Below are 26,893 nucleotides of genomic sequence, written 5' to 3' on the forward strand. Positions count from 1 at the left end.
TCAGGCCTCCAGCCGGGCGGGCAGTCGGACATGCCGCTTGCCCACCTCGAAGATCAGCGGATCGTGCCGGGCGGCCCAGACGGCGAGCCCGTGCCCGACCAGACCGATCGCCAGGCCGACGATCCAGAGCCGAAGGCCAACGCCCAGGCCAGCGGCGAGCGTGCCGTTGACCAGGGCGATCGCGCGTGGCGCGCCCGCCAGCAGTACTGGTTCGGTGAGCGCCCGATGGACGGGCGCGGCGAAAGTCCACGCGCGATCGCCGGCCATCAGATCAGCGCCCCGCCGCCGAAGCTGAAGAACGACAAAAAGAAGCTCGACGCGGCGAACGCGATCGAGAGCCCGAAGACGATCTGGATCAGCCGCCGGGTGCCGCCGGTGCTGTCGCCGAAGGCCAGGGCCAGGCCGGTCATGATGATGATGACGACGGCGATGATCTTGGCGACGGGGCCTTCGATCGACTCCAGGATCTTCTCGAGCGGAGCTTCCCAGGGCATGGAGGAACCGGCCGCGTAGGCTTGCGCCGACAGCAGGGTCAGGGTCGAGGTGAGGCCGGCGAAGATCCAGTTGCGGACGCGCGGCAGCGGTCGCCGGGGCCTATAGGCGCGCGGCAGGGCAAGGCTCGTGGGCACGAGACCAATCTCCTTCAGATTTAAGGGGTTAGGGCCGAAGTCTCAGGCGGGGCTGAGCTGGTAGGCGCCGTCGGGCGCCTGGCCCTCCAGGCGTGCAAGTTCGATCAGGCGTCGCTGTCGGCCGCGGCCGGCCAGGACGGCGATCAGGTCGATGGTCTGCGCGATCAGGCCCCGCGGCACGGTGACCACCGCCTCCTGGATCAGTTGCTCCAGGCGCAGCAGCGCGCCCAAGGCCGAGCCGGCGTGCAGGGTGCCGATCCCGCCGGGGTGTCCCGTCCCCCAGGCCTTGATCAGGTCGAGGGCCTCGCCGCCCCGCACCTCGCCGATGATGATGCGGTCGGGTCGCAGCCGCAGGGTCGAACGGACGAGATCGGCCAGGCTGACGACGTCGTCGAGCGTGCGCATGGCCACCAGATTGGGCGCGGCGCACTGCAGCTCGCGCAGGTCCTCGCAGAGCACCACCCGGTCATGCCCCTCGGCCACCTTGGCCAGCAAGGCGTTGACCAAGGTGGTCTTGCCGCTCGAGGTCGGGCCGGCGACCAGGATGTTGCGCCGATCGACGACGGCAGCGGCCAAAACCTCGCACTGCTGCGCGCTCATCACCCCGGTGCGCACATAGTCGTCCAGGCCGAAGACCTGGCGGGCGGGCTTGCGGATGGAGAACGACGGCGCGGCCACCAGAGGCGGCATGAGCCCCTCGAAGCGCTCGCCCGTGCCGGGAAGCTCCGCCGACAGCCGCGGCCGGCCGGCATGGACCTCGGCGTCGACGTGATGGGCGACGAGGCGAAGGATCCGCTCGGCGTCGGCGGGCGCTACGACGAGCTCCGCGTCGACGAGGCCCGCGTCGAACCGGTCCAGCCAAACCCGGCCGTCGGGATTGACCATCAGTTCGGCCACGCCCGGATCCTCCAGACGCGCCAGCAGCAGCGGCCCCAGGGCCGAGCGCAGCATACGCCGGCTGCGGGCAGGTTCGGCGGCGATGTCGGGCTGGTTCATGACGGTCCCCGAGGATGACGAGGACGAGTAAGAAGACCGCGGTCAGAGCGATCTCAACAGCCAAATCGGTCGCGGAAACGGCGGGAAAGAAAAAGAACCGCCCGCGACGACCTCGGCGCCGAACCAGAGAGTTCGCCTCTATCTCCTAGCTGGCGGAGCGCCTGGCGCCGCGGGTTGCTGGGCGCATCCCTGGCTCGGGAAACTTTGTCCGGCGGAGGACGAGGCGGACGCCCCAGCCCGACTTTCGCCTGGCGGCGCCTGATTTCCTGCCTCGCGCGCTCTGCGGTCTCATCGGGCGTTGCGGGGGCGATCCGGCAGCTTGATGGCTTGCCCGGTCGATTTGCCGCGCCTGCTGTAGGCGGCGAACCAAGCATCCGCTCCGGGAGTTGCGCATGGCATGGAACAGCTTTGGCCCGCCCGACTTTGGATCGTCCGCCATGGCCAGAGCGCCGGCAATGTCGCGCGCGACGCGGCTGACGCGGCCGGCTTGACTCACATCGATATCGCTGACCGCGACATGGACGTCCCGCTGAGCGCCCTCGGGCGCCAGCAGGCCCAGGCCTTGGGCCGTTGGTTCGCCAACAAGGCGAGCGATGAGCGGCCCTGCACCCTGATGGCCTCGCCCTACCTGCGCGCCGTTCAGACCAGCCAGGAAATCCGCGACGCTGGGGGCCTTTCGTCACCCGAGCGCAAGTTTTGCGTCGACGAGCGCCTGCGTGAGAAGGAGTTCGGCATTCTGGATCGACTGACTCGGCGCGGCATCGAGGCCCAGTTTCCCGAACAAGCCGAGTTTCGCCGACTGCTTGGCAAGTTCTACCATCGCCCGCCGGGCGGCGAGAGCTGGTGCGACGTCATCCTGCGTCTTCGCAGCCTGCTCGACACGTTGAGCCTGCATCACGCCGGCGACCGGGTTCTGATTGTGGCCCATCAGGTCGTCGTCCTGTGCCTGCGCTATTTGTTGGAGGGCCTGACCGAGGATCAGATCCTCAAGATCGATAGTCAGGCCGACATCGCCAACTGCGGGGTCACCCAGTACCGCTTCGACCGCGAGAGCGGTCCGGACGGCGCGCTGGTTCTCGAGAAGTATAACTTCACCGCTCCGCTGGAGGGGCAGGACGCTCCGGTTACAGCCGCTCCCGACGCCAATGTGGCTGCGCGATGACGGCGATCGAAGCGCTGGACGCGGCATGGATGCGCGAGCACCCCCTTCCCGATCCGGGCGGCTCGGGGAAGGACGGGCGTGGACAGGTGCTCGTGGTGGGCGGAGAGGTGGAGTTGGCCGGAGCGGCGATGTTGGCGGGCGTGGCCGCCCTGCGGGCTGGTGCAGGTAAGTTACAGCTGGCTGTCGCTCAGGACGCAGTGGCGGCGCTCAGCGTCGCTCTGCCCGAAGCGCGTGTCCTGTCACTGCCTCGCGACGGCCCAGACTCGGCTCGGGGACACTGGACGCGGCTGACCGAGCAGGCCGGGCATTGCGACGCCTTGCTCGTCGGGCCCGGCATGATGGACGACGACTCCGGCCTGGCCGCGGGACTGCTCGCGGCTTCGCAGGCTATTGTCGTCGACGCTGGAGCCTTGAAGGCCGTGACGGATGCGCCACCGCGTTCGGCAAGGATCCTGACGCCCAATGCAGGAGAGATGGCCGGGTTGCTGGGCGTGTCGCGCGAGAAGGTGGAGGCCGATCCGCTCGCGGCTGGGACACAGGCGGCCGAGCGCTTCGGGGCGGTCGTGGTGGCGAAGGGAGCAACCACCCATGTCATTCATCCCGACGGGCGGGCCGGGCGCTATGCGGGCGGCGGTCCAGGTCTGGGCGTCTCGGGCTCGGGCGACGTCCTGGCCGGTCTCATCGTCGGGCTGCTGGCGCGAGGCGCTTGCCCATTCGACGCTGCGGCCTGGGGCGTCTTCCTCCATGGGGAAGCCGGAGCCAGATTGGCGAGCCGCATTGGTCGGCTAGGCTACCTCGCCCGCGAAATTTCCACCGAAGCGCCATCAATACTCTCAAGTTTCTGACAACGCTCGCGTAGGGTGGTCAGATGGCGCGCTCGCCGGCGACCTCGAGCGCCCTGTAGAGACGCGCCAGGTCGATTGGCTTTTCGACCACGTCGTCGATACCCGCCAGAAGATAGGCTTCGACCTGATGAGCCATGACGTTGGCCGACAGGGCGATGATCGGCGTGGGATTTCGGCCGTGCTCGATTTCCCAGGCCCGGATCTTCTTTGTCGCATCCACCCCGTTCAGCATCGGCATCTGGATATCCATCAGGATGACGTCGAACGCTTCAGCCTGGAAGGCCTGCACCGCCTCGACGCCGTCGCCAACGACCCGTAGCTGCGCGCCCAACGGCGCCAGCATCGATCGCAGGATCAGCTGATTGGTCGGGTTGTCTTCCGCGGCCAGCACCCGCAGCGGTTCGACGGGTTCGGCCGGTTCGAGGCGTGGCTCGGCGGGTAGTGTCGCGGGATCAAGCATGCTCCGCTTGAATGGAACCCTGATCTCAAAGGTCGAGCCCCGACCCAGCACGCTCTCAACGGTGATGTCCCCGCCCATGAGCTGGGCCAGTTCACGGCTGATCGCGAGCCCCAGTCCAGTTCCCTTCGAAACCATCGACGCTGCGCGGCCCTGGCTGAACTTGTCGAACAGCTTGTCGATCTCTCCCGGAAAGATGCCCGGCCCCGTGTCGCTGACCGCAACGTGAAGGCTTTCGTCCGTGGCCCAGGCCGTCACGGAAATCTCTCCGGCCTGGGTAAACTTCACGGCGTTGGAGACCAGGTTGCCTACGACCTGCCGGAGCCGAAGTTCGTCGCCGCGCCAGCGTCCGATGGCCGTAGCATCCAGGACGACGTCCAGGCCGAGATCACGTTCTGCCGCCAGGTAGCGGAACGGCGCGCACGCTGCGCCGATGGCCGCGGCCAGATCAAATTCCCGGTCGCGCAGCTCAAGCCGGCCCGCCTCGATCTTCGACAGGTCGAGTATGTCGTTCAGGAGAGCCATGAGCGTTTCCCCTGACTGCCGAATGACGGTGAGACGCTCGCGCTGCAGGGCTGTGGGAACTTCGGTTTCCATGACCTGGGCCATGCCCAGTATGCCATGGAGCGGCGTGCGGATTTCGTGAGAGACATTGGCCAGGAACGCGCTCTGCGCCGCGCTGGCCGCCTGGGCCGCATCGCGAGCAGCCACCAGCTCAGCCTCTGCCGACCGCTGAGCGGTGATATCCTGCACCGCGCCGCGTAAGACGTCGGCCGCGACGTCCTTCTCACCGAAAATGCGCACCCAGAAAATCGACTGGTCGGCGCGAGCGACCGGAAGGTCCAGCGCGAAAGGCTCGCCGGTCGATCGACAGGCCAGCATGGCGGCTCTGAGTTGCTCGCGGTTATCTCCAGTGAACACCGCTGCGGCGTCGTCGAGCGCAAGCTTTCGCGGCGTCAGACCCAACAGCGTCCAAATCTCGTCGGACCAGAAGATCTCGGCCCTTGCATAGTCGATCTCCCAGGCTCCGAGTTTGGCGACGAGGCCCGCAGCGCGAAGGGCCGCCGACTGACGCGCCATGTCGCGCGCGCTTTGCTCGGCCGCCAGCCGCCCCTGGACGAGGTCTGTGACATCGCGCGTGATGGCCAGGATCGCCACGACCGCCCCACCAGGATCGCGCAGCGGCGAGACGGTCAGGTCACAGTGACGCGTGCCGCCTGGCGTCTGGCAAGGCGTGGAGAGTCGGAGGGTCGCGCCTCGCGCCGCGCCGACGACCGCGTCCCAGGCTGCCTTGCGCACATGCTCGGGCAAGAAGTCCAACCACGGGCGCCCCTCGAGCGCTTTGCTAGATTGAGCAAGGAAGCGACACCCCGCCGTATTGATCGATCGGATGTGACCCGAAAGGTCGAGAATTTTCACGCAGTCGGGGCTGACTTCCAGAACCTCGGCGAGGTTGCCCGCGCCGCCAACATCCAGTCGGTCGAAATGAATGGCCATGATCGTTCCGGCCGCGCTGCGCGCATCTTAGAGGTGGGAAGCGGAGGGAACTGCGACGCGATATGCAGCCATTCGGCGCATGAGCGTCGCTTCAACAACCCACTGATGTTCTCACCGTTCCCTCTTGGGCCGATGCACCGACAAGCGGGCGCGGCAGCATCAAATGACACGGTCTTTCCTCCGCCGCGGTGCGCAATTGGCTTGTAACGCTAAGGATTCACGCGCCGCGCGGCGTTTGGTCGGCGATCAGACGTTGGAACGGTCGATAGAAGACCTCGTTCTTGCTGCTCGCCGCTTCAAAGCGGTCGGATGCAACGAGGGAGGCTACTTGGAAATGCGCACCGCGCCGCAGCCATACCTCCGTCAACCAGTGGAGTAGCCTTCATGATTGGTGGCGAGCGACTTTCGCGCCTGGGCGCCTTCGGCCCCCAGTTTCCTGACGCAGAGGCGGTCCACCGGGGCTTGGCTCATTGGAACCATCGTCGCCTATCGCCGTCTGCGCCAAGCCAAGGCTGGCGGAAGCAACTCGATGAAGAGCGCGATATGAAGCGGCTGGAGGGTGACTTCATCGAAGCTTTCCGCGCGCACGTCGCCCCGCTTGTCGAGGCAGCACCCATCGATGCGCAAGCCTTCGTTGCGTGGTTTGAGGCGCTTAAGGCCAATGGCCCCGGCCAGTGGGATCCGCTGTTTGACTGGCTGCAAGGCGTCGCCACCCTAGAGGACATCAAGTGGTTCCTGACCCAAGAAGCAGCTGGCGAGGCGGGATTCGAGGATCTCGTGGCCCTGACCCAGGTCAAGATTCCCGATCGCGCCAAGCTCGAGCTGGCCCGCAATTACTGGGACGAGATGGGCCGGGGCAGCGCCAAGGGCATGCATGGGCCGATGCTTTCCCGCACGACCGCGAGCCTTGGCCTCACGCCCACCATCGACACGACGCTCTGGCAGTCGCTCTGCCTGGCCAACACTATGACGGCCTTCGCCACCACCCGGCGATATGCCTGGCATTCGATCGGCGCCCTGGGCGTCGTCGAGCTGACAGCACCGACGCGGGTTTCATGCGTCGACGCTGGCCTCACGCGCGTCGGGGTGGCGCCAGAGGCCCGAAAGTATTTCGCGCTTCACGCGCACCTGGACGTGGAGCACTCCAAGGCCTGGAACTCCGAAGCCCTGATCCCGCTGGTTTCGGAGGATCCCTCGCGGGCGCGTTTCATCGCCGAAGGCGCCATGATGCGGCTGATCTGCGGTGAGCAGTGCTTTGAGACCTACCGCGCGCATCTGTGGACCCATACCGCTCCTCTCGTCCATGCGGCGGAGTGAGTTCATGTCCGGCGGTTTCAAGATCGCGCCTTACCCCGGGAGCCGGCGGGCGAAGGTCGCAAGCCTCGGCGCAGTCATTGTCGCCTCTGAGCGTTGGCGCACGGTCTGGCGGTCTCAATCGCGCGCGCGGGCCTGGCGGTCTGAACGACATGGTCACCGCGCTCCCTCAGCGCTCGCCGCCCATGGCGCGCTGGAGGTCAAAACCTTCGATTTCCCATATGCGCTCGGAGCGCCGTCATGATGGCGATCCGAAGAAACCCCGCCCCTATCGAGATGTCGGCCTTGACCGAAGGTGCGTCGTCCTCGACCGAACGGATGGTTCGTTTCTCTATCGCGCCAGTCCCGGGCAATCAGTGGGTGTGGCGCACGTTCGGGCTCGATGGCCAGCTTCGCGCCCACGGCGTGGCCTTGAACCGCAAGCAGGCCGCCGCTCTGGTTATCCGCGACATTATCGGGCTAGCGGCTGCGCCCCTGTCGAACCCTAGTCTCGGACGGCCCACGAAGGCGGCTTGAAGTCATGCGTGTTCTCGAAACGGCGACCTATCGAGGTCCCCATCTCTATAGCCAGCGGCCCATGGTGCGAATTCAGCTGGACCTTGGGCCGCTGGAAGCCTGGCCGACCAACCGCATTCGTGGCTTTACCGACCGCCTCCTCCTTGTCCTCCCCGGCCTGCAGGCTCACGGCTGTTCCTACAAGACGCCGGGCGGACTACTGCTGCGGATGCGCGAGGGCACTTGGTTAGGGCATGTGATCGAGCACGTCGCTCTTGAGCTTCAGAAGCTGGCTGGCGTCGAGCTTGGGCGCGGCAAGACGCGATCGGTAAAAGGTCGGCCTGGCGTCTACAACATCCTCTACGCCTACCAAGGTGAAAGCTTGGGCCGCGCCGCCGGACGCGCCGCCGTCGAACTCGTCAACAGCCTGCTGCCCAGACATCTGCAGGGAGTTGAGGGCTTGGGGATGATCGCGCCGGGCCTTGGCGAGTGGACCCCTCCCCTCTTCGACCTCAACCTCGCCCTGGCTCAGCTCCGGACGATCGCCAAGCGCGAAGCCCTCGGGCCCACCACCCGCTCCCTTGTGGAGGAGGCTCGACGACGGGGTATCCCTGCCCAGCGCTTGGACGATCAGAGTCTGATCCAGCTCGGATGGGGAGCCCGGCGCAAGCTGATCCGCGCCAGCATCACCGGTCAGACCAGCCACATCGCCGTCGAGACCGCCGGCGACAAGGCCCTCACCAAGGCCCTGCTCGCCGCAGCGGGTCTTCCCGCGCCGCGCGGCGCGGTCGTGCGCACGCTGGAGGAGGCCCTGAGCCAGGCCGGGCGGATCAAGGGTCCTGTCGTCACCAAACCTCTGAACGGCAACCATGGCCGCGGCGTGAGCCTGAGTCTCGACAGCCCCGAGAAGGTTCGCTGGGGCTATGAGCAGGCGATCAAGCACAGTCGCCGCGTGATCGTCGAAGAGCAGTATGTCGGCCGCGACTACCGGATCCTGGTGGTGGGCGGAAACCTCGTCGCTGTCGCCGAGCGCGTTCCGGCGCGGGTGATCGGCGATGGCCAGAGCACGGTCGCGCAGCTGATCGAGACCGTGAACCAGGACCCGCGGCGCGGGGCCGGCCACGAGCAGGTCATGACCCGCATTGTCGTCGACGACCAGGTCCAAGAGATGCTGAGCCGCGCGGGACTGTCGCTGACGGACGTACCATCGGCCGGCGCCGTCGTACCGCTGCGGGCCACCGCCAACCTGTCGACGGGCGGCACGGCCATCGATCGCACCGATGAAATCCATCCCGACAACGCCGCCATCGCCTGCCGCGCCGCCCTCACCATAGGCCTGGACGTCGCGGGCATTGATTTCATGGCGCCCGAAATCAGCCGCTCGGTGCGCGAAACCGGCGGGGGCATCGTCGAGATCAACGCCGCGCCAGGCTTTCGCATGCACCTCGAGCCCTCGGAAGGTCAGGCGCGCGATGTCGCCAAGGCCGTGATGGCCGAACTCTTTCCTCCCGGACGCCGCAGCCGCATCCCCATCGTCGCGGTGACCGGTACCAACGGCAAATCGACCGTGGTGCGGATGGTCTCCCGGATCGTTCGCGAGATGGGCAAGACCGTGGGCCTGACCAACACCAGCGACGTCTACGTCAATGACGAGCGGATCCTTGCGGCTGACGCCAGCGGCCCGAAAAGCGCGCGCATGGTCTTGCGCGATCCAACGGTGGAGGTGGCGGTCCTGGAGACCGCGCGCGGCGGGATGCCGCGCGAGGGCCTGGCCTTCGACCGCTGCGATGTCGGGATCGTCCTGAATGTCGCCGCCGATCATCTGGGTTTGAAGGGGATCGACACGTTGGAAGACCTGGCGGCGGTCAAGTCGATCGTCGCCGAGGCAGTCTCCCGGCGCGGCGTCAGCGTCCTCAACGCGGACGACCCTTTGACCTTGCTCATGGCGCGCCATGCCGGAGGCCGTCTCGGCTACTTCACCTTGAACGGCGGCTTCGAACTGAGTGCGTTCTTGCAAAAGCACATCGCCGAGGGCGGCCTTCTGGCCTCGCTGGAGGCCTCTGTGCGCGGCGGCGAACTGGTGCTCTACGACAAGGGGCGGCGCCTGCCGCTGGTTCAGGCCGACGAATTGCCCTCGACGCTGAACGGCATGGCGCGTTTCAACATCGCCAATGCGCTGGCCGCGAGCCTGGCCGGCCATGCCCTGGGCGCCGCCCCCGAGGTGATCGCCAAGGCGCTGCGCGCCTTCACCTCATCCCACGCTGAAAACCCGGGCCGCTTCAATGTCCACGACGGGCATGGCTTCAGGGTCATCGTCGATTATGCCCATAATCCCGCCGCCATGCGGGCCATGAGCCAGTTGGTCCGCCAGCTGCGTCCCAGCGTAGGACGGGTCATCGGGGTGGTCAGTATTCCAGGCGACCGTCGCGACGAGGACATCCTGGACATGGGCGTCATCGCTGCGGAGATGTTCGACGAACTGATCTTCAGGGAGCGCCCGGACGGTCGGGGTCGCCCCGTCGGCTCGGTGCTGTCCTTGTTGACAGACGGAGCGATGAGCGCCGGCTTCGCCCCCGAGCGGATCCACCGCATCCTCAACGAGGCGAGCGCGGTCGAAAGAGCTCTCCACATGGCTCGACCCGGCGACCTCGTGCTTGTCTTTCCCACCGACGTCGATGCGGTATGGCGCCAGGTGACGCTGTTCCAGCCATCGCGGGCAGCCCCCCCCGTCCCCCCAGGCAGGCAGGCATCGCCCATGTCTGAAGTCGCAAACCGGCGCGCTTGGGCGATCATCGTCCATGGCGGAGCCAAACCGATCGCCCCCGAACTTCATCAAGCCCATCGAGACGGCTGCCTGCGCGCCCTTGCGGTGGGCCAGGCGGTCCTGGAGGCCGGCGGCAGCGCAGTGGTCGCCGTCGAAATGAGCGTGCGCGCCTTGGAGGACGACGCTACCTTCAATGCCGGTTACGGCGCGGTCCGTAACGCCCGCGGGGACATCGAACTCGACGCGGCGATCATGGACGGGGCGAGCCTTGCGGTGGGCGCCGTCGCAGCGGTCAAGACCCTGCGCCATCCCATTTCGGTCGCCGCGACGATGCTGTCGCAGACTCCAGTCCTGCTGGTCGGCGACGGGGCCGAGATGTTCGGTCGCGAACATGACGCCGAGTTCTGCGCCCCTGCCGATCTGCTTGTCGACCGGCGGGGTGATCCAGGCTGCGACACTGTCGGGTGCGTGGCGCTGGACAGCCTTGGCAATATCGCCGCGGGAACATCGACCGGCGGCCTGACCGGCTGTCATCCCGGCCGCGTCGGGGACAGCCCTCTGCCGGGCTGTGGTCTCTACGCCGACAACCAGGTCGGGGGCGTGTCACTGTCCGGCGAGGGCGAGAGCCTGATCCGCACCACCTTGGCCGCCCGCCTGATGCACAGCCTCGAGAGCGTCGCGCCGGGCGCGGCGATCGACGCCGCCCTCGCACGTCTGGGGCGGGTTGGCGGCGAGGCCGGGCTTGTCGTCATCGACGCCGACGGCCGCATCGGCTGGGGCCACACCAGCGCCCAGTTCGCCGTCGCCTACGCCAGCGCCGGGCAGCCACCCCACGCCTTCATCAACCGCGACGAAGACCCTCAAGAGGACAGCGCATGATCGATCGGGTAAACGCCGGGGGTCCCTTGATCATCATCGGCGGCCACGAAGACAAGGAGGGCGACAAGGCCATCCTGAAGACCGTCGCCGAGCGCCTGAAAGGGGGCCGCCTTGTGCTAGCGACCATCGCCTCCCACGCGCCGGAAGGCTATTTCGAGACCTATCAGAAAGCGTTTGGATCGCTCGGCGTCACCGACCTGGTCGAGCTGTATATCGAGGACCGGGCCGAGACCCATGACACCAAGAAGCTGGGTCTGCTCGACGGCGCGGCCGGTGTGTTTTTCTCGGGCGGAGATCAGCTGCGGATCAGCAGCCAGATCGGCGACACGCCGATCGAGGGGCGCATCCGTGAGATCTGGCGCAGCGGCGGCGTACTGGCCGGAACCTCGGCCGGGGCTTCGGTGATGAGCGACACAATGTTGGTGCGGGGCTCCAGCGCCGAGACCCATCGGATCGGCGATCTGCAGATGGCGCCGGGTCTTGGGCTGGTGCGCGACACAATCATCGACCAGCACTTCGCCGAACGTGGCCGGATAGGCCGGCTACTCGGCGCGGTGGCCCAGAGTCCGCGCGTGCTGGGCGTCGGCATCGACGAAGACACCGCCATCGTACTTGAAGGCGACGCGTTCACGGTAATTGGCAGCGGCGGGGTCTACGTCATCGACGCCCAGGGCGTCAGCGCGTCCAATATCGCCGAAGCACGGGCCGAGCGGGCTCTATCGATCTTCGATGTCCGACTGCATGTGTTGGCCCATGGCGATGGCCTGGACCTGCAAACCCGTCGGCCCATCGGACAACCCGAGTCGCTCAACTAGGCCGGGCGCTCAAGAACCGCCCCAACGGCGGCGATCCGTTCAACATCGGTATAGGCTTCACGGCGCAGTTCGCCGCTGAAAATGTCCGGATCGATTTCCTCGTAGGTCAGGCGATAGCCAAAGCCCGCCGCCAAGTTCTCCAGGGCTGCGCCAAGCACGTCGGCGCCGCCATCCAGAATGGCGCTGCCGGTGTAGAGGACGAACCTGCCGCCCGGCGTCAGGCGCTCGGCGGCTTGCCCGGCCCAGTCGAGCGCCATGCGCGCGCCGTGCATGTCGCCCCCGTCCTTGTAAGTCCGGCCTGAAGCGCCGGCGACATAGGGCGGGTTTGCGACGATGAGATCGTAGGGGCCGTCCAAGCGGCTCATGCCATCGCTCTGGCAGATCCGGGCCTTGATCCCGGCATTGGCGGCGTTGCTCTGCGCCAGTTCCAAGGCCGCGGGATTGATGTCGCCGAGATCCAGGCGCCCGCCCAAGTGCAAGCGTGCGGCGACGAGGCCGCCGACGCCCGCCCCACAGCCGATCTCGGCGATCGATCCCGCTCGTCGGTCGGTGGTCGCCTGAGCGATGAAGCGGGCGAAGCGATAGGAGTCGGGCCCCAGAAATACCGCATCCCGACCGGTCGCCGGGAAAGCCGAGTGCAGAAAGAGCATCTTGGCCAGGCGGGAAACACGTACGGCGCTGCGGCAAAGCTCGCCTTCCTCGAGCAGCATGCCCGCGCGCTCCAGGAGCGACAGGAAGGTCGGGTCAAGATCGCTGCGCGCGAACGGTCGGCTCCAGCCGAAGATTGCGCGCAGTCCCGCTGACGGCCCGACAGCCTTTCCCAAACCACGGCGACTGACCGAAGGCGTGGGTGTGACGAAGTCATAGCCGCTTGCCTCAAGAGCGGCCAGCAGGGCCAGCAATGCCTGGGCCTTGGTCTCCGCTTCGGCTCCACCCGACGTCCCGCCGTCAAATTTCATCTGATGCTCCTTGTCGGCGCCGCGCCACGCTCTGTCGCCGCGCACACCGGTGTCGCAACTTGGCGGCCGGCGGCCGGTTCCCACATCAAGTCATCGTTTGTGCACAGGCTCCCTAGTGCTCGGGATACGGCCACAAAGGCGAAGCTTACGGGCGGAGCCGTCGTGCCGGGCGCGGCGAGCCCGGCCTTGCCACTCGCTAGGTGAGAGTGACAAGAGCGGCGCCAGCCAGCTTGGCCATCGCCAGCTTCGGCAAGAGCCTCAGCGATAGACCTAGACCGACGGAGGGACGTGCCGGCTTGATCGCGGCCTGACCATGGGTTCCAGCGCGCAGTTGGGCAGTCGTCCGCCGCCGCGACGGGACACGAAGACCATCGCGGCGCCTCGCCCAATGCGGCGGCATGATCAGCTCGCACGAAAAGGCCCTCGGCGTGAAACCGAGGGCCGTTCAGTCTGAGGGGCGCCGAGCCTAGAGGGCGCGTCGGCCGGTAAACAGGTGGTAGATCAAAAGCACGACCGCGGCGCCCACGGTGGCGACCAGCAGGCTGTAGAGATTGAAACCGGTCACGCCGGCGCTGCCGAACTGGTTGAACAGGAACCCGCCGACCACGGCGCCGACGATGCCGAGCACGAGGTCGAGAACCAGACTGCCGCCCGAGCGGTTGACGAGCTTGCTGGCGATGAAGCCGGCGACGAGGCCAAGAACGACCCAAGCCAGGATGGACATAGGGGTGTCTCCATTGCTGTGCGCCGTTGCCGGCGAGACCCAAACAAGGCTCAGGCCCAAGGGATGGTTCCCCTAGGTCAAGCCGGGTTCTCGCGGAACAGGCTCGCGGATGGGCGGTTGTAGTCGCGCGGCTCAACCCCATTCGAAAGCAACCTCATGGCGACGACGGCCAAGACCAAAGCCAAGCAGAAAACCGCGCGCGCGGCGCGCAAGAGCGCGCGTCCCCCTTCGTCCGCCGTCCAGGACGCCATCGCGCTGCTGGAGGCCGATCACCGCGAGGTCGACGGCTATTTCGAGCAATATGAGACGCTGACCGACGACGCCGAAAAGAAGGCCCTGGCCGACAAGATCTGCCTGGCCTTGAAGGTCCACACCCAGATCGAAGAAGAATTCTTCTACCCGCCAGCGCGCGAGAAGACCGGTGATGGCGACCTGATCGACGAGGCCATCGTCGAGCACATGGGCGCCAAGACCCTGATCGCCCAGATCGAGGCGGGGCTGCCGGGTCAGCCGCTCTATGACGCCAAGGTCAAGGTCCTGGGCGAGCAGGTCCGCCACCACGTCGACGAGGAGGAAAGCGAGCTCTTTCCCGAAGTCCGCGCCACCGATCTGGATCTGATCGCCCTCGGCGCCAAGCTCGCCGCCCGCAAAGCCGAACTGATGGTGCAGCTCGCACCGCCGCCGCGCGCCTAGCCGCTCTCCTTCGCTTCACGCCGCCTTCCCAAAATCAGGACCGACCATGCCCACCAAGCCCAAGGCGCCCGCCGCGCCGCCGCTCGCCGCGCCCGACACCACGACCGGCATCGAGACGCTGACGCCGCCCGGCGGCGAACTGCATCAGCAAGCCGACGGCGAGCCGACCCAGCTCACCACAAATCAGGGTGTGCCGATCGGCGACAACCAGAACTCGCTGAAGGCCGGCGCGCGCGGTCCGGTTCTGCTGCAGGACTTCATCCTGCGCGAGAAGATCATGCACTTCGATCACGAGCGCATTCCCGAGCGGGTGGTCCATGCGCGCGGGTCGGCGGCCCATGGCTTCTTCGAGTGCCTGGAGGATTGCTCGGACATCACCACCGCCGACTTCCTGCAGCGTCCTGGCGAGCGGATCCCGGTGTTCACGCGTTTCTCGACGGTGGCGGGCAACAAGGGTTCGATGGACCTGGCCCGGGACGTCCGCGGCTTTGCCGTCAAGTTCTACACCCAGCAAGGCAACTTCGATCTCGTCGGCAACAACATCCCGGTGTTCTTCATCCAGGACGCCATCAAGTTTCCCGACCTGATCCACGCGGCCAAGCAAGATCCCGATCGCGAGTTCCCCCAGGCCCAGACCGCCCACGACACCTTCTGGGACTATATCTCGCTGACGCCCGAGAGCATGCACATGATCATGTGGATCATGTCGGACCGAACGATCCCCCGCTCCTACCGGATGATGGAAGGCTTCGGGGTCCACACCTTCCGCCTGGTCAACGCCCAGGGCCAGAGCACCTTCGTCAAGTTCCACTGGCGACCCAAGCTGAACTCGCAGTCGGTGGTCTGGGACGAGGCGCTGAAGATCAACGGCGCGGATCCGGACTTCCACCGCCGCGACCTCTGGGAGGCGATCGACACCGGCGACTTCCCCGAGTGGGAGTTCTGCCTGCAGACCTTCTCCCAGGAACAGGCCGACGCCCTGCCCTTCGACGTGCTCGACGCCACCAAGATCATCCCCGAGGAAGTCATCCCGCTGCGGGTGGTCGGCCGCATGGTGCTGGACCGCAACCCCGACAACTTCTTCGCCGAGACCGAACAGGTCGCCTACTGCGCCTCGCACGTGGTGCCGGGCATCGACTTCACCAACGATCCGCTGCTGCAGGGACGCCTGTTCTCCTACCAGGACACCCAGCTCAAGCGGCTGGGCTCGGCCAACTTCCACCAGATCCCGATCAATCAGCCGCGCTGCCCGTTCCACAACCTGCAGCGCGACGGCCACATGCAGATGGCCGTGCCCAAGGGCCAGGTGAACTACGAACCGTCCAGCCTGGGCGAAGACATCAAGCGCGAAAGTCAGGCCAGCGGCTATCGCACCTTCCCCAATCTGGAGACCGGCGAGCAGCTGCGCGTGCGGCCCGAGACCTTCGCCGACCATTACAGCCAGGCGCGGCAGTTCTTCCTCAGCCAGACCGAGCCCGAGCGGGACCACATCGTCGCGGCCCTGATCTTCGAGCTTTCCAAATGCAACGTGGCGCGGGTGCGCACGGCGATGCTGGCGCGCCTGATCAATATCGACGAGAGCCTGGCCGCGCGGGTCGCCGCGGGCCTGGGCGTCAAGGACCCGATCGTTCCGGCCCCGGCGCCGGTCCCCGCCCAGGACCTGGAGCTTTCGCCGGCCCTCAGCATCCTGGCCAAGGCCGCTCCGGGCCTGAAAGGCCGCAAGATCGGTGCCCTGGTCACCGACGGGGTCGATGACGCCCTGCTCGACGATCTGAAGGCGGCCGTCGAAGCGGCCGGCGCCAAGCTGGCCATCATCGCCCCGACCATCACCGGGGTGACCACGGCTGGCGGCCAGCTGATCCCGGCGGACTTCCGGGTCGACGGCGGCCCCTCGGTGTTGTTTGACGCCGTAGCCATCCTGCCTTCAGACGAGGGCGGTGCGGCCTTGGCGCTGGAGGCGACGGCGGTCAATTTCGTGCGCGACGCCTTTGGCCACCTGAAGGTCATCGCCTACCTGCCCGCCGCCGCGCCGCTTTTCGTCAAGGGCGGCCTTTCCGACGCCAATCCAGACGCCGATACCGGCTTGATCAATCTGCCGACCAAGGCGGTGAGCGACTTCATCGCCGCCGCGGAGGCTGGCCGGGTCTGGGCGCGCGAGCCGCTCGTGCGTAAGGTCTTCTGATCGACCCCGTTCCGTAGGCGGCGCGGCGCCGCCTACGGAACGATCCGCGACCTGAGCCTTCGAAGCAGGCCTCCACGCGGCTTGAGATGCGGCGTCTCAAGACGATCAGATCCGGCGCCACCGACCCGCGCCTGATCAACGTCACGCCATTTCGCACTGGAATCCCGCAGTGCGGCACGGCACACTTCAGGCCGTAATCCGGCGCAAGCAGTCGCGCCGCGGTGGGGCGTATCCGGTGCAGATGTCAGAGGCGTTGGCGCAGGCCAACGTGAGCCAGTTCTTGCTGTCGTTGCACGATGGCCTGATCGAGCGGGCCAGCGCCCGCGCGGCCGTCGATTTCGCCTGCGAACTCCTGGGCCGCGAACTTGACGTGGCGTCCGTCGGCGTCGTCGAGCTCGATGCGGAACGTTTGGTCGGCTACGTAGCCAGCGAGTGGCTGTCGGGCGCCACGCCCTCGATGCGGGGTCGTCACGCCGTCGACGCCTACGGGTCCGAGCGGTTCGCGAGCCTTGCCCACGGCAAGCCTCAGGTGGTGCCCGACGTATCAGCCTATTTGCCCGGTCAGGACGCGGTGCGCGCCGCCTTCCAGGCCATAGGCGTCGCTGCCTTCGTGGAGGCTCCGCTCGTCGTGGAAGGCCAGTTGCGCGGCTGGCTCTACGTCAGCAGCGTCGCTGCCCGCGACTGGACCGCGGCGGATTTGACGCTAATCACGGAGACCGCGCGGCGCACTTGGCACGCCGCCGAGCGGGCGCGCGCCGAGGAGCGGCTGCGCGAGCGCGAGGCGCGCCTGATGGCGGTGATCGAGCAGGTGCCGGTCGGGGTGATCCTGGCGGCGATCCCGGGGGGCGAACTCCTCGTCTATAACACCGCCTCCTCGCGGATCATGGGCCACGACATGCTGGGCCAGACGCTGGAAGACTATGGCTCCTACGGCGGGGTGCATGAGGACGGCCGGGCCTATGAGCCGCACGAATATCCAACCGCCCGGGCGGTGTTGCACGGCGAGACCGTGGTCGATGAGCCGCTGCGCTACCGTCGGCCGGATGGGGAACTTGTGACCCTTTCGGTCAGCGCCACCCCCATCGACACCCCTTACGACAGCTACGCGCTGTGCACGTTCACCGACGAGACGCGCTACCTCGCGGCGCTGGAGCGGGCCACCCTGCTCAACAATGAGCTTAGCCACCGCATCAAGAACCTGCTGGCCACCATCCAGGCGATCTCCGCCCAGACATTCGGGTCTTCGCCGCTGCGCGACACCTTCGAGCAGCGTCTGACGGCGCTGGCGGCGGCCCACGACCTCATCACCGGAGCCGCCTGGGCCGGAAGCCTGGAAGAACTGGTGCGGACAGCGCTGGACCCGTTCCTGCCCGGCGGTCGCATCGGCATCGAGGGTCCGTTCGTCCAGCTCGACGACGTGCAAGCCGTTCCGTTCGCCCTGGCGCTGCACGAACTGGCCACCAACGCCGCAAAATACGGCGCGCTCTCGGGCGAGACGGGCCGCGTCGAAATCCGCTGGAGCCTGGACGAGCCTGATGCCCTCTCTTTCGAATGGCGCGAGATCGGCGGCCCGCCGGTGAGCCCGCCGAGCCGCCGGGGCTTCGGATCGCGCATGATCGAGCGCAGCCTAGCCGGCGAGCTCAAGGGTTCGGCAAGCCTGGATTTCCGTCGCGAGGGCCTCGTCTGCGCGATCCGCGCCAAGCTCCCCCGGCGTGGGCGCTGATCGCAGGCGTTTAGCGCTTGTCGAGGACGTCCCTTACCCGCCCGGCCAGCTGCTCGAAGGTGAACGGCTTGGTGATCAGCTGCACGCCCGCATCCAGACGGCCGTGGTGAACGATGGCGTTACGCGAGTAGCCGGTGGTGAAGAGAACCTTCAGGCCAGGCCGAAGCCTGGCGGCCGCCTCGGCGATGGTCCGCCCGCTCTTGCCTGGCAGGACGACGTCGGTGAACAGCAGGTCCAGTCGCGCGCCCGATGACAGGACCGCGATAGCCGCGTCCGCATCCGCGGCCTCGATGACCTTGTAGCCGAGCTCGGCGAGGATCATGACGCTGTAGGCGCGGACGTCCTCGTTGTCCTCGGCCACCAGCACCGCTTCCCCGTCGCTGCTTCTTGGCGCAGCGGCGGTAGACGCTTCGACACTGGCGACCTGCTCCCCCAGATGGCGGGGGAAGTAGAGCTTGACCGTCGTGCCGTGGCCTTCCTCCGAATAGACCGTCACGTGGCCGCCAGACTGCTTGGCGAAGCCATAGACCATCGACAGGCCAAGGCCGGTGCCCTTGCCGACGTCCTTGGTCGTGAAGAAGGGCTCGAACACCCGGGCCAGGGTCTCCTTGGACATGCCCGCGCCACTGTCGCTCACCGCGATGGAGACGTATTGACCTGGCGTCACCTCGGCGTCGATGTCGCTGTAGGCCTGGTCGAGCATGACGTTGGCGGTCTCGATGGTCAGCTTTCCGCCGCCGGGCATGGCGTCGCGCGCATTGACAGCCAGGTTGATGACCGCGCTCTCCAACTGGTTCTGATCGACCTCGATCGGCCAGAGGCGCGGCGTCAGGACGCCTTCCAGCTCGATCTGCTCGCCCAAGGTGCGGTGGAGCAACTCGGTCATGTCGCGCACAAGAGCGTTGGCGTCGACCGGCTTGGGCGCCAAGGGCTGACGGCGTGAGAAGGCCAGAAGCCGCTCGGTCAGGCTGGCGGCGCGCTGGGCGCCTTGCAATGCCATGTCGGCCGAGCGCTGGATACGGGCCTCGTCGCCAGGACGACTGCGCTTGATGGTGTCCAGGCCGCCGATGATCACGGTGAGAAGGTTGTTGAAGTCGTGAGCGACGCCGCCGGTCAACTGACCGACGGCTTCCATCTTCTGGGCTTGTCGCAGGGCCTCCTCGGCCTTCAGGCGGTCGGCGATCTCGCTGGCCACGCGCTCTTCGAGCGTGGCGTTCAGCGCATGCAGCTCCGCCTCCGCACGTCGGCGTTGCGCCAGCTCCTGCTCGGCCGCCTGGAAGAGCCGCGCATTGTCCATCGCCACGGCCGCCTGGCTGGCCAGACCAACAAGGCGCTCCTCGGCCAGCGGTCCAAACATCGCCGGCTTGGAATGGGCGAAGAACAGTCCGCCGAGCACCTCGCCACCGCGCGACCGTACCGGCACGGCCAGATAACTGCAGACCGGCAGATGGCCCTTGGGCATGCCATGGTGGGGCGCCGAGCCGCCGTACCGCGGGTCCTTGGTGATGTCGTCCGAACGCACGATGCCGTGGCCCGCAAAAGTGGGTCCAAACACCGCGGTGTTTCGGGGCATCGGAAAGCCCTCGAACGCCGAGCGGTCCACGCCCGAGAGCGTGTAGAGCACATAGCTCTCTCCGGCCGCGTCGACGAGATTGTAGAAAAAGGCCCCAAATTCAGCGCCCGCAAGCTCGACCCCGGCGTCGGTGACGGTCTGGACCAGGCGCTCCAGGTCCAGGTCCCCGGACACCGCGACGGCCGCCTGGTTGAGGACCTGCAGCGCCCGGGTCTGGTCCTCGAGCGCGGCTTGGTTTTTCCGGATACGGGTCTCGGCGTCCTTGCGATCGGAGATGTCGAGCACCGAGCCGATATAGCCCAGGAAGGCGCCGTCGACGGCGAACCGGGGTGCGGCCGCGTCGATCACCCAGTGGTAGGATCCGTCGCGCCGGCCAAGGCGATACTCCAGGCGAAACGCCTCCTGCCGGGCAGTGGCGGCCAGGAACGCCTCGCCCGCGGCGCCTCGATCGTCGGGGTGCAGGGCCTCCAGCCAGCCTGCGCCCAGCGCTTGGGCTTCCGATTGGCCCGTGAAGGCGTACCAGGCCTTGTTGAGATAGGTGCAGTCGCCTTGCCCGTTGGTCACCCACATCATCACCGGCGCGTGGTCGGCCATGTTGCGGAACCGGCTCTCGCTCTCGCTCAGCGCCTGGGTCATCTCCTGGCGCAGCCGCGCGGTGGCGATGGCCCCGGCGACCCGGGCCGTCAGTTACCGCGCTGAGAAGGGCTTGACCAGGTAGTCGTCGGCGCCGGCGTCGAGCCCCTCGACCTTGGCCTCCTCGCCCGCCCGCGCCGACAGCATGATCACCGGCAGGTCGCGCAAGGCCTGATCGCGGCGAATGGCGGCCAGCAGGCCAAAGCCGTCGAGCCTGGGCATCATGACGTCGGTCAGCACCAGATTGGGTCGCTCATCGGCGAGGGCGGCCAGGGCCTCTTCGCCGTCAGCCGCCGTGCTGACCGCATAGCCCTGCTCGGCCAGGATTCGGCCGATATAGGCGCGCAGGTCGGCGTTGTCGTCAGCCAGGAGCACCTTGGCCGTCACGCTCTTGGCGGCGGTAGCCCCGTCGCGTCCCTCGTTGCTGGCGGCGTCGGGAAGCCAGCGCAGCGCTTCTTCGACGAAGGCCCTGGCCCGCCCCGATGGGTTCTTCTGCACGGGGCTGGCCTGCACCTGTTCGGCGGGCAGCTGGCCGGGGCCGAACGGCACGGTGACGGTGAACGTCGTCCCCTCGCCTTCGCGGCTGTCGACGGCGATCCAGCCCCCGTGCTGGGTCACTAATTCCTTGACCAGCGCCAGACCAATCCCCGTGCCCTCGAAGCTGCGCCCTTGGCTCCCGTCCACCTGGTGGAAACGATCAAAGAGCTTGGGCAGCTCGCTCTGCGCAATGCCCACGCCAGTGTCGCGAACGACGAGCACGGCGACCTCGCCCGCTTCTTCAAGACTGACGTCGATGCGGCCGGAGAGCGTGAACTTGAACGCGTTGGAGACGAGATTGAGGACGATCTTCTCCCACATCTCGTGATCGACGAAGACGGGGCGTGAGAGCGGATTGGCCGAGACGTTCAACACCAAGCCGGCCTTTTCGGCCGCCGAGCCAAAAGCCGACGCCAGGTCCGTCGTCAGGGCGGCCAGATCGGTAGGCTTGTAGCTGGCCTTCATACGGCCGGCCTCGATGCGCGAGAAATCCAGCAGCGTGTTGACCAGGCGCAGCAGCCGCAAGGCGTTGCGATGGGCCGCCTCCAGCCGCTCGCGCTGAACGGCCTCCAGCGTCTCCCCCGGCGCCAAGGCGTCTTCCAGCGGTCCCAGCATCAGGGTCAGGGGGGTGCGGAACTCGTGGCTGACATTGGAGAAGAACGCCGTCTTGGCCTGGTCGATCGCGGCCAGGGCTTCGGCGCGCTGGCGCTCCTGCTCATAGGCGCGCGCACTGGCGAGCGCGTTGGCCACGTGCCCGGCCGCCAGGTCGAAGAACGCCCGGTAGTCGGCGTCCAGGCGCCGTCGCGGGTTGGCGCCGGCGACCAGGAAGGCGCTTGGCGCGGTCTCCCCGGCGATGAGGATCGGCAAGGTCAGCGCCTCGACCACCGGCTCGGGCCACGCCGCGTTCTGCAGGTCGAGCTCCGCTGGCGGCGGGCTGGCGACAGCTGCAGCACTGGCTAGGGCCGCGGCTAGCGGCCAAGCCTCGTCCGCCTCCAAGCTCACACTGAGCGGAGCGCCCACGCCCCCTGGCGCAAGACCGGTGGCCGCGACGAGCCGGGCCGTGTCGCCGTCGCGCACATAGATCAGGGCGAACGGCACGTCAGCGGTGTTCGAAGCCAGGATATCGGCGATCCAGCCGCAGGCTTGTTCGATCGACAAGGCCGCGTTGGCCCGCTCGCCCATGCGGCTGAGGGTCCGCAACCGACGCTCCGACAGCACGCGCTCAGTGGTTTCGACAACGGCGTTGAAGATGCCGGCGACGCCGCCGTCTTCGCCCTGGATCGGGCTGAAGGTGAAGTGTAGTAGCACTCCTCGGTATAGCCGTGGCGGTGCATGGGCAGGAGCTCGTCTTCCTGCCAGATCCCCTCGCCCGTTTCGATGACGCGCGCGTAGAGCGGCCCGATCGTCTCCCAGATCTCCGGCCAGACCTCGCGGCCGGGCCGTCCCAGGGCCCAGGGGTGTTTCTCGCCCGGGATCGGCGCCCAGGCGTCATTGTAGAGCAGCGCCAGGTCCGCCCCCCAATAGATGGTGATCGGAAAACGGGAGTTGAGCATGATGCTCACCGCCGATTTCAGCGACTGGGGCCATCCCTCAGAAACGCCAAGCGGCGTGCCGCCCCAGTCGTGGGCGCGCATCCGAGCGCCCATCTCGCCGCCACGCGCCCGGAAGCGCGGCGTGTCGTCGTCACCGCTCCGAACATCGTCCGGAGAACCGCCTTCGGTCATCAAGCCAGCCCTAAACCGCCCAAGCCCAAGCCCCCGCCCGAACGCGCGCCAAGCCTAGCGTCATTCGCCCGAGCCCGCCAAGGCCGTTCAGGGCGAGCCGCGGTGAAGGAACCCTCGTCATGGTCCGGGCCTTAACGCGGGCATGCTCAAGATCTTGAAATCGAACGGTCTCACCCTGGCCTTGGCGGCGTTGTTCCTGGCGAGCCTGGTCGGACATTGGCTGACCGGCTGGCGCGTCGAGCTGGAGGACTTGCAGCGGCACGGCCAGTCGCCGATCGGCCCATTGGCCTATCTTACCGACCCGGCCTTCATCTCGACCGTGTTCGAGAACTGGGAGAGCGAGTTCCTGCAGATGTCGGTCTATGTCGTGCTGACCGCCTATCTGGTCCAGCGCGGCTCCTCCGAATCCAAGGACCCCGACGCCCCGACGCGCGACGTCTTGCCGAGCAACGATCCCAAGGCGCCGGTCCTGGCGCGGAAAACAGGTCCGCTCGCCTGGGCCTACGCCCATTCCCTGGGACTTGCCCTGGCCTTGCTGTTCGTCGCCTCCTTCGTCCTTCACTGGACGTCTAGCGCCAAGGCGGCGACGCAGGAGGCGCTGGAACACGGGGGCGCGGCCAAGTCGACCCTGGCCTACCTCGCCGATCCGCAACTGTGGTTCGAGTCGTTCCAGAACTGGCAGAGCGAGTTTCTGTCCACGGCCGTTCTGGTCGTCCTGTCGATCTATCTGCGCCAGAAGAACTCCCCGGAGTCCAAGCCGGTAGCCGCGCCCAACGCCCAGACCGGCGCCTGACGGGTAAGGCCGATCTTGGAACAAAGCCCAGCCTCGGGCCTTTAGCGAAAGTTGGCTTCCGGACAGACCGTAGGTCGTGAGGACTGTAAACATCTCCGCGGGTGGAGGCGTCGATGCAGACCTATACGTTCATGTGCCTGAATAAGGATGGCGTAGCCGCCGCCATCGATATTGTTGAGTTGAAAGATGGCGACTACCTCGGCCATGCGAACACGCTTCTGGGATGGCATGGCAGCGCGCGCGCCATCGAAGTCTGGAGCGAAACCGATCTTGTCAATGTGGTCGAGCGCTCGCGCCTCCCTCCCGAGGGCTGCGCCCACTAGATCGCGCGCCAAGCTCCGATCGCGCCCCGCCTACGCTAAAATATCATTTGATAATCGGGCTTTAGCCGGCCTGGCCGTCCAACCCGTTGTCGATTGCGCTTTGCCGTCCGCCACGTTAGGAGCGGCCTTGGGGAGCGGCCAAGGGGTGCAATGACGAAGCTGCCGCGGGATTTGAACGCACGCGATGAGGCCGAGCGTCATCGCCTGCTGATCAACGCCGTCACCGACTACGCGCTCTATCTTCTGGACGCGACCGGGACGGTGACGACCTGGAACAGCGGCGCGGCCCTTTTCAAGGGCTATCAGGCCGAAGAGATCGTCGGTCGGCACTTCTCGGTCTTCTACACCGAGGAGGACCGGGCCGCTGGATTGCCGGCCCGCGCCCTGGAGACGGCGGCGCGCGAAGGACGCTTCGAGGCCGAGGGCTGGCGCGTGCGCAAGGACGGCACGCGGTTTTGGACGCACGTTGTCATCGACCCGGTCATCGAGGATGGCGAAGTGATCGGCTTCGCCAAGGTCACCCGCGACGTCTCGGCCCGCAAGGCGCGCGACGCGGCGCTCTATGAGAGCGAGCAGCGCTTCCAGAGACTGGTGCAGGGCGTTCGCGATTACGCGCTCTACATGCTCGACCCGGTGGGCAACATCACCAACTGGAACAGCGGCGCCGAAGCCATCAAGCGCTACAAGGCCGGCGAGGTGGTGGGCCGCAATTTCTCGATGTTCTATACGCCAGAGGATCGCGAAAACGGTGCGCCCGAACGCGCCCTGGCCACGGCGGTGCGCGAGGGCAAGTTCGAGGGCGAGGCCGTGCGGGTGCGCAAGGACGGCGAGCGCTTCTGGGCCCATGTGCTGATCGATCCGATCCACGACGAGGCGGGCAAGCTCCTGGGCTTTGCCAAGGTCACGCGCGACATCACCGAAAAGCGCCGGGCCCTTGAGGAGATCGAACGCACGCGCGAAGCCCTGTCCCAGGCTCAGAAGATGGAAGCGATCGGCCGCCTGACCGGCGGGGTGGCGCACGACTTCAACAACCTGCTGACGGTCATCCGCTCCTCGGCGGAGTTCCTCCAGCGGGGCGAGCAAGATCCCCGGCGCCAGAAATATGTCGACGCCATCGCCTCGGCGTCGGAGCGCGCGGCTCTGCTGACCAGCCAGCTTCTCGCGTTCGCGCGACGCCAGCCCCTGCAGCCGGAGAGCTTCAACATCGTCGAGCGGCTGGAAGGCCTGCGCCAGATCATCGCCGCCTCGGCTGACGCCTCGATCACTCTCGAGCTCGGCTTTGACGGGCCCGAACTTTGGATCAAGGCCGATCCTGGGCAGTTCGACACGGCGATCATCAACATGGTGGTCAACGCCCGCGACGCCATGCCCAGCGGGGGGGCGATCCGCATTCGCGCCAGCCGGGCCCCGGGCGTGCCGGCCGTTCGCGGCCATGCCGCGGCCCCGGGTGAGTTCGCGGCCGTCGCCATCGCCGACACCGGCACGGGCATGTCAGCCGAGACCCTGGCGCACATCTTCGAGCCGTTCTTCACCACCAAAGCTGTCAATCGGGGCACAGGCCTGGGGCTGAGCCAAGTCTACGGTTTCGCCAAGCAGTCGCGCGGCGAGGTCGCCGTCTCCAGCCTCGAAGGGGCCGGCTCCACCTTCACCCTCTACCTGCCTATGTCGGCGCGCCAGGAGCCCGCGACGCCCTCGCGCCAATCCGTCGACGTCAAGACCCCGCCGCTACGGATCCTGCTGGTCGAGGACAATCTGGAGGTCGGCCAGTTCGCGGCCACGATGCTAGAGGAGATGGGCCACGCCGTCACCCGCGTCGGCGACGCGCAAAGCGCGCTGACGGCCCTGGAAAAGCCGTCCGCGCGTTTCGAGCTGGTGTTCACCGATGTCGTGATGCCCGGCATGAGCGGCGTGGAGCTGGCTGGCCAGGTGCGCGAGCGCTGGCCAAAGGTCAGGGTCATCCTGACCAGCGGCTATAGCCATGTCCTGGCCGAAGACGGCGCTCACGGCTTCCCGCTCCTCAAGAAGCCCTACACCCTGGAGAGCCTGATGCGCATCCTGGCGCAAGAGGCGGTCGCCCGCGAGGGCGCGGCTCTTTCCGCGGACTAGCCCCGGCCGGAACCCCGACGCCCCGCCGCGACAATCTGACCGCGGCCCGGACGGTCGGACCCGCTGGCGATCGCCTGAAGATTTCTTATCTAAGTCGCTGACAAGGATGAGGAGTTTTCAGGTTTCATGGCCGGTGGCTGGACTCATGACGGAGGCGTTCTCGACCAGATCGAGGACACGGTGATCGACGGCGTCCTGCATGCCCGCGCGCGCCTGCCAAGCGGCGAGAGCGCGCTCTTCTGCGTCGAATGCGGCGAGGACATCCCCCAGGCGCGACGCCTCGCCCTACCCGGCTGTCGCACCTGCATCGACTGCCAGGCCGGCCGCGACAAGCAGGTGGTGATCGGCGGCATTAATCGGCGCGGCAGCAAGGATAGCCAGCTGCGCTGAGCCGTGTCTGGCCCATACGATCGGACGCCACCGCCCTTTAGGGCCGCGGCCTATGCCGCCCGGCCCGCCATCGAACCGACTGAGCTACGGCCGCTCGTGGGTGGCCACCAGCATGCCCTTGGCCAGCACGTGGCCCTCGATAGCCTTCAGAAAGCGCCCCCGGCTCGGCGGCGCCTCGAACGCTAGCTTCCGGTCCAGGGCGAAGAGCTGGAAGACATAGAGATGCGGTCCGTGGCCGGTGGGCGGGTCGGGCGGCAGCCAGCCAGCTTGCAGGAAGCTGTTTTTGCCAAGCGACTCGTCGAGCCCATCATGCCCGGGGCTGCGCAGCTGGCCTTCGGGCAAGGCGATGAGGTCGGCCGGCAGGTCCCAGGCCAGCAGGTGCACCAAGGGCTCAAGCGCCGGGGCGTCCGGGTCCTCGACCAGCAGGGCCGCCGCGGCGGCTCCGGGCGGCAGGTTGGTCCAGCTCAGGGGCGGCGAAAGGCCCTCCCCATCGGCCGTGAACCGCGGCGGCAAGGCGCCGCCATCGTCGAAGGCGTCGCTGGTCAGGGCGATGGTGTCGGCGAGGCCGGCGAAGGCGCGATCTTCGCTGGCCACCTTCTCGAAACCGGCCCGCACTCCGCGCAGCGCGCGGCCGACGCCGTGGGGAATCTTCTCGAGCATGGCGGCCTCCTGTTCACGAG

At 67.2% G+C, this 26,893-nt stretch carries 21 protein-coding genes; 12 read left to right on the forward strand and 9 right to left on the reverse strand.

What is annotated here, in order from left to right:
• The 3 genes from C1707_RS20935 to trbB all read right to left on the reverse strand — a co-directional run bounded on the left by C1707_RS20935 (position 1) and on the right by trbB (position 1,625).
• Entirely contained in the window at positions 1-267 is a 267-nt protein-coding gene (locus C1707_RS20935; protein ID WP_101714719.1) for a VirB3 family type IV secretion system protein, read from the reverse strand.
• Entirely contained in the window at positions 267-560 is a 294-nt protein-coding gene (locus tag C1707_RS20940) for a TrbC/VirB2 family type IV secretion system protein (RefSeq protein ID WP_240633983.1), read from the reverse strand. The genes C1707_RS20935 and C1707_RS20940 overlap by 1 nt, the downstream gene beginning before the upstream one ends.
• Positions 561-671: 111 nt before the next feature.
• Entirely contained in the window at positions 672-1,625 is a 954-nt protein-coding gene (gene trbB / locus C1707_RS20945; protein WP_101714718.1) for a P-type conjugative transfer ATPase TrbB, read from the reverse strand.
• Between the two features lie 397 nt (positions 1,626-2,022).
• Here trbB and C1707_RS20950 point away from each other — a divergent pair, with 397 nt between their 5' ends.
• Positions 2,023-2,787, forward strand: a complete 765-nt coding sequence (locus C1707_RS20950; RefSeq protein ID WP_101714717.1) for a histidine phosphatase family protein — start codon at positions 2,023-2,025, stop codon at positions 2,785-2,787.
• A complete protein-coding gene (locus C1707_RS20955; protein WP_101714716.1) occupies positions 2,784-3,632 on the forward strand; it encodes an NAD(P)H-hydrate dehydratase in 849 nt (282 codons plus the stop codon). Before C1707_RS20950 ends, C1707_RS20955 begins: the two co-directional genes overlap by 4 nt.
• A 19-nt stretch (positions 3,633-3,651) precedes the next feature.
• On the opposite strand, the gene C1707_RS20960 is transcribed toward C1707_RS20955, so the two are convergent.
• Positions 3,652-5,586, reverse strand: coding sequence for an ATP-binding protein (locus C1707_RS20960; protein ID WP_101714715.1), 1,935 nt, complete (start codon positions 5,584-5,586; stop codon positions 3,652-3,654).
• Positions 5,587-6,129: 543 nt separating this feature from the next.
• Here C1707_RS20960 and C1707_RS20965 point away from each other — a divergent pair.
• From C1707_RS20965 to C1707_RS20980, 3 genes are all read left to right on the forward strand, one after another.
• Entirely contained in the window at positions 6,130-6,903 is a 774-nt protein-coding gene (locus C1707_RS20965) for an iron-containing redox enzyme family protein (protein WP_240633765.1), read from the forward strand.
• Positions 6,904-7,420: 517 nt separating this feature from the next.
• Positions 7,421-11,038, forward strand: coding sequence for a cyanophycin synthetase (gene cphA / locus C1707_RS20975; protein WP_123170790.1), 3,618 nt, complete (start codon positions 7,421-7,423; stop codon positions 11,036-11,038).
• Positions 11,035-11,853 (forward strand): cyanophycinase, encoded by an 819-nt coding sequence (locus C1707_RS20980; protein ID WP_101714710.1) that lies wholly within the window; start codon positions 11,035-11,037, stop codon positions 11,851-11,853. Before cphA ends, C1707_RS20980 begins: the two co-directional genes overlap by 4 nt.
• On the opposite strand, the gene C1707_RS20985 is transcribed toward C1707_RS20980, so the two are convergent.
• Both C1707_RS20985 and C1707_RS20990 read right to left on the reverse strand, forming a co-directional pair.
• Positions 11,850-12,812, reverse strand: a complete 963-nt coding sequence (locus tag C1707_RS20985; RefSeq protein ID WP_101714709.1) for a methyltransferase — start codon at positions 12,810-12,812, stop codon at positions 11,850-11,852. The two genes, C1707_RS20980 and C1707_RS20985, sit on opposite strands and share 4 nt — an antisense overlap.
• 466 nt (positions 12,813-13,278) lie before the next feature.
• A complete protein-coding gene (locus C1707_RS20990) occupies positions 13,279-13,536 on the reverse strand; it encodes a GlsB/YeaQ/YmgE family stress response membrane protein (RefSeq protein ID WP_101714708.1) in 258 nt (85 codons plus the stop codon).
• A gap of 156 nt (positions 13,537-13,692) precedes the next feature.
• Between C1707_RS20990 and C1707_RS20995 the strand changes: the two genes are divergently transcribed.
• From C1707_RS20995 to C1707_RS21005, 3 genes are all read left to right on the forward strand, one after another.
• The gene (locus C1707_RS20995) at positions 13,693-14,229 is read left to right on the forward strand and encodes a hemerythrin domain-containing protein (RefSeq protein ID WP_101714707.1); all 537 of its coding nucleotides are present in this window, start codon (positions 13,693-13,695) and stop codon (positions 14,227-14,229) included.
• Positions 14,230-14,275: 46 nt separating this feature from the next.
• Positions 14,276-16,411, forward strand: a complete 2,136-nt coding sequence (locus C1707_RS21000; RefSeq protein WP_101714706.1) for a catalase — start codon at positions 14,276-14,278, stop codon at positions 16,409-16,411.
• Between the two features lie 268 nt (positions 16,412-16,679).
• Entirely contained in the window at positions 16,680-18,134 is a 1,455-nt protein-coding gene (locus C1707_RS21005; protein ID WP_164467424.1) for a sensor histidine kinase, read from the forward strand.
• A gap of 10 nt (positions 18,135-18,144) precedes the next feature.
• Here C1707_RS21005 and C1707_RS21010 read toward each other — a convergent pair whose 3' ends face one another.
• Together C1707_RS21010 and C1707_RS21015 are read right to left on the reverse strand one after the other, a co-directional pair.
• Positions 18,145-20,343, reverse strand: a complete 2,199-nt coding sequence (locus C1707_RS21010) for a PAS domain S-box protein (protein ID WP_101714704.1) — start codon at positions 20,341-20,343, stop codon at positions 18,145-18,147.
• A 51-nt stretch (positions 20,344-20,394) separates the two neighbouring features.
• A complete protein-coding gene (locus C1707_RS21015) occupies positions 20,395-22,185 on the reverse strand; it encodes an ATP-binding response regulator (RefSeq protein WP_101714703.1) in 1,791 nt (596 codons plus the stop codon).
• 558 nt (positions 22,186-22,743) lie between these two features.
• On the opposite strand from C1707_RS21015, the gene C1707_RS21020 reads away from it, so the two are divergent.
• The 4 genes from C1707_RS21020 to C1707_RS21035 all read left to right on the forward strand — a co-directional run bounded on the left by C1707_RS21020 (position 22,744) and on the right by C1707_RS21035 (position 26,213).
• The gene (locus C1707_RS21020; RefSeq protein WP_101714702.1) at positions 22,744-23,394 is read left to right on the forward strand and encodes a DUF6766 family protein; all 651 of its coding nucleotides are present in this window, start codon (positions 22,744-22,746) and stop codon (positions 23,392-23,394) included.
• Between the two features lie 113 nt (positions 23,395-23,507).
• Positions 23,508-23,717, forward strand: coding sequence for a hypothetical protein (locus C1707_RS21025; protein ID WP_101714701.1), 210 nt, complete (start codon positions 23,508-23,510; stop codon positions 23,715-23,717).
• 171 nt (positions 23,718-23,888) lie between these two features.
• Entirely contained in the window at positions 23,889-25,823 is a 1,935-nt protein-coding gene (locus C1707_RS21030) for a hybrid sensor histidine kinase/response regulator (RefSeq protein WP_205686797.1), read from the forward strand.
• Between the two features lie 126 nt (positions 25,824-25,949).
• The gene (locus tag C1707_RS21035) at positions 25,950-26,213 is read left to right on the forward strand and encodes a DksA/TraR family C4-type zinc finger protein (RefSeq protein ID WP_101714699.1); all 264 of its coding nucleotides are present in this window, start codon (positions 25,950-25,952) and stop codon (positions 26,211-26,213) included.
• An 84-nt stretch (positions 26,214-26,297) separates the two neighbouring features.
• On the opposite strand, the gene C1707_RS21040 is transcribed toward C1707_RS21035, so the two are convergent.
• A complete protein-coding gene (locus tag C1707_RS21040; protein ID WP_101714698.1) occupies positions 26,298-26,873 on the reverse strand; it encodes a YbhB/YbcL family Raf kinase inhibitor-like protein in 576 nt (191 codons plus the stop codon).
• Positions 26,874-26,893 lie beyond the last annotated feature (20 nt).

The sequence above is a fragment of the Caulobacter flavus genome (assembly GCF_003722335.1).
In the GTDB taxonomy this organism is placed as follows: domain Bacteria; phylum Pseudomonadota; class Alphaproteobacteria; order Caulobacterales; family Caulobacteraceae; genus Caulobacter; species Caulobacter flavus.